This window comes from Tabrizicola sp. (assembly GCF_036781545.1).
In the GTDB taxonomy this organism is placed as follows: Bacteria; Pseudomonadota; Alphaproteobacteria; order Rhodobacterales; family Rhodobacteraceae; genus Tabrizicola.
Genome location: NZ_DAIQAT010000089.1, coordinates 6,622 through 14,154, shown reverse-complemented (window position 1 = coordinate 14,154; position 7,533 = coordinate 6,622). Strand labels below are relative to the sequence as shown.

Sequence of the window (7,533 nt, the reverse complement as noted above, 5' to 3'; positions counted from 1 at the left end):
AGGTGCAGGCCGAACTGCTGGGCAGCTTCCAGAACGCGATGATCCTGGGCGTCCTTCTGATGATGTTCGTGCTGATCCTGCTCTTCCATTCGGTCCTGCAGCCGATCACCATCATCTTCTCGCTGCTCCTGTCGGTCGGCGGGGTGGCCACCGCCCTCATTGTCACCCAGAACCCGCTCTCCATGCCGGTGCTGATCGGCATCCTGATGCTGATGGGGATCGTGGCGAAGAACGCGATCCTGCTCATCGACTTCGCCATCGAGATGCGGGCGCGCGGCATGAACCGCATCGCCGCGGTGGTCGAGGCCGGGCACAAACGCGCCCAGCCCATCGTGATGACTTCGATTGCCATGTCTGCCGGGATGCTGCCCTCGGCGCTCGGCGTCGGCGAGGGCGGGGCCTTCCGCGCGCCGATGGCCATCGCGGTGATGGGCGGGATCATGGTCTCGACCGTGCTCAGCCTCGTCGTCGTACCCTCGATGTATCTGGTGATGGACGACCTCTCGCGCCTCTTCTCCTGGGTGCTGGGCCGCTTCATCGGCCGGAAGGAAGTCGAGCCCGAGGCGCCCGACCCTCTGGTCCTGGCCGGAAACGTTGCACGGAACCAGGTCGACGTGGCGCTGTTGCAGGGCCGGATTTCGGTGCTGGAGGAAGCGCTCGCCCGCCGCAGCCCGAAGCCCCACGCCGCGGAATAAACGTAGGGTGCGCTACAGCGCACCGCGTTTCCACGATTCGCCCCGCAGGGTTACCGCCGTCCCGCCGGACCGCGCGTCTGTATGGACTCCATACCGATCCCAGACGCTTTCCAGATGGTCAAACCCGGCGGAACCGGAGGCGTTAAGCCAGCGTTCCCAACCACTTGCTATCCGACCGGCACCCCGTTGCGCCCCCGCCAAAAGATTCCCGTCAATCTTCCCTTAACCCGTCCGTCCCGGCCAAAGGCGCTCAGCTTCCTCCGCCGTATACCGCCCCAGCCGCACATCCTCGGCCACCAGCGCCGGGTCGCGCTCTTCCGGTGGCCCGTAGCCCCCGCCGCCGGGGGTCCTGACCCGCACCCGATCCCCCGGCTTCAACTGAATGTCCTGTGCCTTGGAAAGATGGTCCGGAACCAGCACTTCGCCACCCCGGATCACCTCCACCCGGTTCACCGCCCCGTCACCGCCCCCCAGCGCGCCCTGCGGTCCGACCCGGCCATGGTCCATCACGAACGACGCCCGCGCCTCCCCGCGCAGCAGCTCGATCTCATAATCCAGCCCCAGCCCGCCGCGATGCTGCCCGGCCCCGCCCGATCCTTCGTGCAGCGCGTAACGCCTGTAGATCACAGGGAAATTCTGCTCCATGATCTCGACCGGCGGCGCCTTGGAAATGCCGATGGTCGAACAGCCATTCGCAATCCCGTCCCCACCGGCAAAGCCGCCATAGCCACCACCCGAGATCTGATACATCACATAATCCCGCCCCTTCTCCGGATCGTGCCCTCCCAGCCCAAAGTTGCCAGAGGTCCCTGCCGGGGCCGCCGTCACATGCCCCGGCACCGCCTGCACCAGCGCCGCGAAGACCGCCTCGGCGATCCGCTGGCTCACCTCCGCCGCGCAGCCCGACACGGGGCGGGGATAGTGGGCATCAAGAAAAGTTCCTTCGATGCCAGTGACTTGCAGCGGCTCGAACGCCCCCGCCGAGATCGGCACTTCCGGAAAGATATGCCGCATCGCCAGATAGACCGCCGACAGGGTCGTGGCGCGAACCGAGTTCATCGGCCCCATGCAGGGTGGTGACGATCCGGAGAAATCGAAGACCAGCCCCTCGCCCGCCTTCGTCACCGCCAGCGCAATGGTCAGGGGCGCATTCACCACCCCGTCGCTGTCCACGATGGCCGTCGCGCGGTAGACGCTGTCCGGGATCAGCCCGATCATCGCCCGCATCTGCCGCGCCGCCAGCCGCCGCATCTCGGCAATCGCTTCGGTCACGGTCGCGTCGCCATAGCGGTCCAGCAGCGCGCCCAGCCGCTCCGCCCCGACCAACAGCGCCGAGGCCTGTGCCTTCACGTCGCCAATCCGTTGTTCCGAAACGCGAATGTTGGAACAGATGATCTGGTAGATTTCCTGGTCCAGCACGCCCTTCTTGAACAGCTTCACAGGCGGCAGCCGCAGCCCCTCCTGCTCGGCGCTGATCGCGCTGGCCGAGAACCCTCCCGGCACCGCGCCCCCGGTGTCCGGCCAATGCCCGGTGTTCGACAGCCAGCAGAAGATTTCGCCGTCCCGCCAGACCGGCATGGCAAAGCGCACATCCATCAGATGCGTGCCGCCCAGATACGGATCGTTGACGATATATATGTCACCCTCATCGGGCGGCGCGGTCAAGCCCGCCGCGATCCGCTCCAGGATGGTCCGCGTGGAAAACTGCATGACGCCGACAAAGACCGGCAGACCCTTCGACCCCTGCGCGATCAGGCTGCCATCGGTCGCGGAGTAGACGCCGTCCGACCGGTCGTCGGCCTCGGCGATGACGGGGGAAAAGGCCGCGCGGGAGAAGGTCAGGTCCATCTCGTCGCAGACCTGTTGCAGGCCCGCCTGGATGACCGCGAGGGTGACGGGATCAATCATTTGTTAACCTCGATCACCAGGTTTCCATCCGCGTCCGAACTCACGTTCGCGCCGGGGTCAATGACGATGGTCGTGTCCATTTGCTCAATGATCGCAGGGCCTTGCAGGTTGATCCTCAAGGGAAGATGGTCGCGCCAGTAGACCGGAGCCTCACGCCAGCCGTCGAACCAGACCTTGCGCATGGAGGCCGCCTTCGCCACAGGGCGCCGCGCCGCGGGGTCGATCAGCCGCGACAGGTCCAGCGCGGGCCGTTCGCCGATGACCGAGACATTCAGGTTCACCAGATTGGCCCGGATCGTCGGCAGGTCCACCCGGAAACGGGCATGGTAGGCCGCCTCGAACAGCCGCTGCAGTTCCTCGCGGCTCGGGATCGCCGAAGGCAGGCCAACCCGCAGAAGATGGGTCTGGCCGACGAACTGCATGTCCGCCGAATACTCCGCCCGAACCGTGGTCAACGCGATCTTCTCGGCCCCGATCAGACGGCGGCCCTCCGCCTCCTGCGCGGCCAGCACGCCATGGACATCGGCCATCTCCACCCCGTCCAGCGGGCGGTTCAAGGTGCGTACGAAATCATGCCGCAGGTCGGCCACCGCGCAGCCGAGCGCATTGGTGATCCCGGGGCGGGCTGGGATCAACACCTTGGGAACGTTCAGCTCTTTCGCCAGCGCGACCGCATGGAGCGGCCCCGCCCCACCGAAGGCGAACAGCGCAAAGTCGCGCGGATCGGCCCCCATCGAAATGCTGACCATGCGGATCGCCCCGGCCATATGGGTGTTGGCGATGCGGATCACCGCCTCCGCCGCCTGTTCCACCGACAGGCCCAGAGGCGCGGCAATCTGCTCCCGCATCGCCTCATGCGCGGCCTCCGTCGCCTGCCCGAACCGGCTGGCAGGCAGGCGGCCCAGGATCAGGTTCGCATCCGAGATCGTGACCCTTGTCCCCCCGCGACCATAGCAGACCGGGCCGGGATCGGAGCCCGCGCTCTCCGGGCCGACCCGCAGCATCCCGCCCGCGTCGATCCGGGCGATACTGCCGCCCCCCGCGCCCACGGTCCGCACATCGACCATCGGCACATGGATCGGCATGGCATATTCCACCTCGATCTCGTTCGAGACCGGGGCCACCCCGCCCCGGATCATCGCCACGTCCGTGCTGGTGCCGCCCATATCGTAAGTCAGAAGGTTCGCCATCCCGGCCCGGCGCCCCGTCGCAACCGCCGCCATCACGCCGGAAGCGGGGCCCGACATCACCGTCTTCACCGCCTCCTTCGCGACGTCCTTCGCCGCGACCATGCCACCATTGCCGTTCATCACCAAAAGGTCGCGCCGGTAGCCGCGCTCGGCAAGCTGACCCGCCAGCCGGGCGACATATCGCTCCAGCAGCGGCTGGACCGAGGCGTTGACCGCCGCCGTCACCCCCCGCTCATACTCCCGCGATTCCGAGAGAAGTTTGTGCCCCAAGGTGATGTAATCATTGGGCCAGATGCCTTTCGCGATCTCCTCGGCCCGCAACTCGTGGTCGGGGTTGGCATAGGCGTGCAGGAAGTGGATCACCAGCGCCTCGCAGCCCGCATCGCGCAGCTGCCGGGCCGCCGCCCGGACCGCATCCTCGTCGAGCGGCGTGACCACGCGGCCCCGCGCATCCATCCGCTCGGGCACCTCCAGCCGCAGGTCGCGCGGGATGATCGGGGTGAAAGACCCATGCATCCCGTAGGCTTGAGGCCGGGTGCGGCGGCCCAGTTCCAGCACGTCGCGGAAGCCCGCGGTGGTGATCAGCCCGGTCTTCGACAGCTGCCGTTCAAGGACGGCGTTGGTGGTGGTCGTGGTGCCATGAACGATCAGGTCGATCTGCGACAGGTTCGCCCCCGCCTGATGAAAGGCCTCCAGCACCCCGCCCGACTGGTTCGGCAGGGTCGTCGGCACCTTGGCCAGCCGCACCGCCCCCGTCGCAGGATCGAAGATCACCAGATCGGTGAAGGTCCCGCCCACGTCGACGCCTGCCACCAGCCCGGTCATTCATACCCCCACATAGGTCCGGAAGACCGGATCATCGGCCGCCATGCCCTTGATTTCCCTTGTCTCCGCCACCCGGCCCGCCGCCATGAAGGCGACCCGGTCGGCCAGCTTCAGCACGGCATCGACCCTTTGTTCGACCAGAACCACGGCGACACCCTGCCCCTTCAGCGTCAGGATCGCCTGCTGGATCAGCGTGATCATCGAGGGCTGCAGCCCCTCGGTGGGTTCGTCCAGCAGCAGGACCTTGGGCTGAAGACACAGCGCGCGGGCGATGGCGAGCATCTGCTGCTCGCCGCCCGACAGGGTCTGCGCGGTCTGGGCCAGCCTCTCGCGCAGGCGGGGGAACAGCGTCAGCACATGGTCGAGCGTCGCCAGGTCATTGCCCCGCACCAGCCCGCCGACGGCAAGGTTCTCGGCCACGGTCAAGGGCCCGAAGAGGCGGCGGCCTTGCGGGACATAGGCGAGACCATGGCGCGGAACCTCATGGGCAGGCAGGTTTTGGAGGGTAGTTCCGTTCAGGGTGATGGTTCCGCCGCTGGCGGGCACCAACCCCATCAGGCATTTGAGGAAGGTGGACTTGCCCACCCCGTTCCGGCCCATCAGACAGGTGATCCGCCCCGGCCCGGCGCTGAAATCGACGCCGTGGAGGACGGTGACCGGGCCGTATCCGGCGGTCAGGCCTTTGACCTCAAGCGCCAAGATAGGCCTCCTGCACGGCGGGGTTGGCGCGGATTTCGGCGGGGGTGCCGGTGGCGAGGACCCGGCCGAAGTTCAGCACTGTGATCCGGGTGGCAAGGTCCATCACCACCTCCATGTTGTGCTCGATCAGAAGGACGGTGGTCTCGGGGACAAGGCTTTCGACCAGCCGGGTAAAGCTGTCGATCTCGCTGGCCGCCAGCCCTTGCGTCGGCTCGTCCAGGATCAGGACGCGGGGGTTCAGCGCAAGGCCCATGGCAAGCTCCAGCAGCCGCTGGTGGCCGTAGCTCAGGGTCTGGGCCTCCTGCCCCTCCAGCCCCGCCATGCCCACGCGGGCCAGCGCGGCACGGGTGCGGGCGGGAAGGTCGCGCGCGCCCTGCGACTGGACGGCAAGCGCCACGTTGTCGAAGACGGTCAGCCGCGGGAAGATCGAGGTGATCTGGAAGGTATAGGCGATGCCCTTCCTGACGCGGAGATGGGCGGGAAGGCGGGTGATGTCCTCTCCGTCCAGCAGGATGGTCCCGGATTGCGCCATGCGCCGCCCGGAGAGGAGGCTGACGAAAGTGGTCTTGCCCGCGCCATTGGGGCCGATCAGGGCGTGGATCTCGCCCGGCTGAAGGGTGAAGTCGACCCCGTCCACCGCCTTGAGGCCGCCGAAATGCAGCGTCAGGCCCCGTGTCTCGATCAGGGCAGCCATTGGACCCACCTTTCGCGGATCGTGCCAAGGATGCCCTTCGGCGCGAAGAGGACGAGGGCCACCAGAGCAGCGCCGACGAAGAAGAGATAGGCCGAGGTCAGGCCGCTGGCGACCTCGATCAGCGCGAACATCAGAAGCGCGCCCAGGAAGGGGCCGAACGTGGTGCCCGCCCCGCCGAGGAGGACGTAGAGCATCGGCAGGATGGAATACTGGATGGTCGCGAAGCTGGCCCCGACATAGCCGAAGAGAAGCGCGTAGGCCGCCCCCGCGGCCCCGGCGTAAAGGCCCGAGATCGTGAGTGCGGCCAGTTTCACGGTGAAGGGGTTGTAGCCCAGCATCCTCGACCGCTCCTCGTTTTCCCGCATCGCGACCAGGGTGCGGCCGAAGGGCGAACGGACGAGGGCGAGGCTGGCGAAAAGGCCCGCGGCGAAGATCGCCAGCGCGGCCAGAAAGCGGGGGGTGTCGGCAGAGAGGGCGAAGCCGAGAAACCTGCGACTGGCCGCCGCCACGGCAAAGCCGTCGTCCCCGCCGGTGACCGGGGCGAAGTAGAGCAGCGTCAGATATCCGGCCTGGGCGAACATCAGCGTGACGATCATGAAGCTGACCCCCGCCGTCCGCAGCGCCAGAAGGCCCAGCGCCGCGGCCACCAGCCCCCCGCCCGCGACCCCGGCGATGAAGGCGGGGCCCGCGCTCCAGCCCCAGAGCTGCGCAGGAAGCCCCGCCGCATACATCCCGGCGGCAAGGAGGAGAGCATGGCCAAGGCTGAGGAGCCCGGTGTAGCCGAAGGCCAGGTTGTAGCCCATGGCGAAGACCGCCAGCACCATGATCCGGGACAGGTTCGTGGTATGGTAGGGCGAGAGCCAGAATTGCGCGGTGAAAAGGACCGCGATCAGCGCAAGGTGCAGCGCCCAGACTTTCACCCCCCCACCCGTCACGCCCTGGCTCCGAACAGGCCCTGCGGACGGAAGACCAGCACCATGGCGACAAGGAGCGTGGCGAGAATCTTGGCCAGCGTGGGGGTGAAGAACATGCTGATCACCCCGTCCGAGAGGCCGATGATCAGCGCCGCGATCAGCGTACCGCGCAAGCTGCCGAGCCCGCCGATGATGACCACGATGAACGAGAGGAGAAGCGGGTCGCCCCCCATCAGGTAATGCGCCTGCTGGATCGGGACGACCAGCACCCCGGCCAGCGCGGCAAGGCCAGCGCCGAGGGCGAAGGTGCCCATGTAGACCCGGTCGACGTTGATCCCGAAGGCGCGGGCGGTGGTGCGGTCGACCTGCGTCGCGCGCATGACAAGGCCCGCCTTGGTGCGGGTCATGACCAGCCACAGCGCCAGGAGCACGGCCAGCGCGGCGATGACGACGAACAGCTTGTAGCCGGAATAGCCGAACCAGGGCAGCTGGATGCGCCACTCGAAGGGCGCGCGCACCGGGTTGGCATTGGGGCCATAAAGCGACAGCGCCGCCTGCTGGATCATGTAGAGAAGGCCGATGGTCGCGACGATGGTCGCCTCGGGGTC

At 67.4% G+C, this 7,533-nt stretch carries 7 protein-coding genes; 1 reads left to right on the top strand and 6 read right to left on the bottom strand.

All coding sequences use genetic code 11. The annotated features are described in order from the left end of the window. Positions 1 to 695: efflux RND transporter permease subunit (locus tag V7Q39_RS13420; protein WP_333817099.1), on the top strand; the 695-nt coding region annotated here is incomplete at its 5' end. A 222-nt stretch (positions 696 to 917) separates the two neighbouring features. Here V7Q39_RS13420 and V7Q39_RS13415 read toward each other — a convergent pair. From V7Q39_RS13415 to V7Q39_RS13390, 6 genes are all read right to left on the bottom strand, one after another. After that, a complete protein-coding gene (locus V7Q39_RS13415) occupies positions 918 to 2,603 on the bottom strand; it encodes a hydantoinase B/oxoprolinase family protein (protein WP_333817098.1) in 1,686 nt (561 codons plus the stop codon). After that, on the bottom strand, positions 2,600 to 4,618 hold the full coding sequence (locus V7Q39_RS13410) for a hydantoinase/oxoprolinase family protein (protein WP_333817097.1): 2,019 nt from the start codon (positions 4,616 to 4,618) through the stop codon (positions 2,600 to 2,602). Before V7Q39_RS13410 ends, V7Q39_RS13415 begins: the two co-directional genes overlap by 4 nt. Next, on the bottom strand, positions 4,619 to 5,320 hold the full coding sequence (locus V7Q39_RS13405; protein ID WP_443082521.1) for an ABC transporter ATP-binding protein: 702 nt from the start codon (positions 5,318 to 5,320) through the stop codon (positions 4,619 to 4,621). After that, entirely contained in the window at positions 5,307 to 6,011 is a 705-nt protein-coding gene (locus V7Q39_RS13400) for an ABC transporter ATP-binding protein (RefSeq protein WP_333817095.1), read from the bottom strand. The genes V7Q39_RS13405 and V7Q39_RS13400 overlap by 14 nt, the downstream gene beginning before the upstream one ends. Continuing rightward, the gene (locus tag V7Q39_RS13395) at positions 5,999 to 6,931 is read right to left on the bottom strand and encodes a branched-chain amino acid ABC transporter permease (RefSeq protein ID WP_333817094.1); all 933 of its coding nucleotides are present in this window, start codon (positions 6,929 to 6,931) and stop codon (positions 5,999 to 6,001) included. The genes V7Q39_RS13400 and V7Q39_RS13395 overlap by 13 nt, the downstream gene beginning before the upstream one ends. Before the next feature lie 11 nt (positions 6,932 to 6,942). Further along, positions 6,943 to 7,533, bottom strand: a 591-nt coding sequence (locus V7Q39_RS13390; RefSeq protein ID WP_333817093.1) for a branched-chain amino acid ABC transporter permease, incomplete at its 5' end; no start/stop codon positions are given.

Coding starts and splice junctions, on each gene's coding strand:
- V7Q39_RS13415 (WP_333817098.1), bottom strand. CDS start 2,603: ATGATTGATCCCGTCACCCTCGCGGTCATCCAGGCGGGCCTGCAACAG.
- V7Q39_RS13410 (WP_333817097.1), bottom strand. CDS start 4,618: ATGACCGGGCTGGTGGCAGGCGTCGACGTGGGCGGGACCTTCACCGAT.
- V7Q39_RS13400 (WP_333817095.1), bottom strand. CDS start 6,011: ATGGCTGCCCTGATCGAGACACGGGGCCTGACGCTGCATTTCGGCGGC.